This is a genomic window from Rhizobium sp. A37_96, assembly GCF_053521765.1.
Map to the genome: position 1 here is coordinate 1 of NZ_JBNWDS010000050.1, position 1172 is coordinate 1172.

General features: G+C 66.5%; 1 protein-coding gene. It reads right to left on the reverse strand.

The genetic code is table 11. The features are described 5' to 3' along the window. Positions 1–3: 3 nt before the first annotated feature. Entirely contained in the window at positions 4–1170 is a 1167-nt protein-coding gene (locus ACQZ6J_RS33870; RefSeq protein ID WP_449087234.1) for an acetyl-CoA C-acetyltransferase, read from the reverse strand. Between the last annotated feature and the right edge of the window lie 2 nt (positions 1171–1172).

A 1172-nucleotide genomic window follows, 5' to 3' on the forward strand; every position in this document is an offset into this window, starting at 1 on the left:
GCTTCAGAGCGCCTCGAAGCACATGGCGACACCCATGCCGCCGCCGATGCACAGCGTGGCGAGCCCCTTGCGGGCGCCACGACGCTTCATTTCGAACAGCAGCGTGTTGAGGATGCGGGCGCCGGAGGCGCCGATGGGGTGGCCGATGGCGATCGCGCCACCGTTGACGTTGACGATCGAGGTATCCCAGCCGAGATCCCTGTTGACGGCGCAGGCCTGAGCGGCAAAAGCCTCGTTGGCTTCGACGAGATCGAGGTCGCCGACGGACCAGCCGGCCTTTTCCAGCGCCTTGCGGGAAGCCGGGATCGGCCCGGTGCCCATGATCTGCGGATCGACGCCGGCCGTTGCCCAGGAGACGATACGGGCCAGCGGCTGGATACCCCGGCGCGAGGCTTCCGCCTCGGTCATCAGCAGCGCGGCGGCGGCGCCGTCATTGAGACCGGAAGCATTGGCGGCGGTGACCGTGCCGTCCTTGTCGAAGGCCGGGCGCAGCTTCACCATGCCGTCCAGCGTCGCGCCATGGCGAATATATTCGTCGGCGTCGACCGTCACGTCGCCCTTGCGCGTCTGGATGACGAAAGGAACGATTTCGTCCTTGAACCGGCCTGCTTTCTGCGCGGCTTCCGCCTTGTTCTGGGAGGCAACGGCAAACTGGTCCTGGTCGTCGCGGGAAAGCTGCCACTGCCGCGCGATGTTTTCCGCCGTGATGCCCATGTGATAGCCGTAGAAGGCATCCGTCAGGCCATCCTTGATCATGGTGTCGATCATCTTCATGTCGCCCATCTTGGTGCCGGCACGAAGGTTTGCGGCATGCGGCGCCATCGACATGGATTCCTGGCCGCCGGCGACGATGATCTTCGCATCGCCGGTCGCGATCTGCTGCAGGCCGAGCGCGACGGCGCGCAGGCCGGAACCGCAAAGCTGATTGACGCTCCACGCGGTCGCTTCCTGCGGAATGCCGGCCTTCATCGCCGCCTGGCGCGCCGGGTTCTGGCCTTCGCCGGCCTGGAGCACCTGGCCGAGGATCACTTCATCGACTTCCTTGGCGTCGACACCGGCGCGCTCCAGCACGCCCTTGATGGCGGTAGCGCCAAGCTCATGAGCCGGAACAGTCGCAAAGGCCCCGTTGAAGGAGCCGACCGCCGTACGGGCGGCGCTGGCGACGACGATGG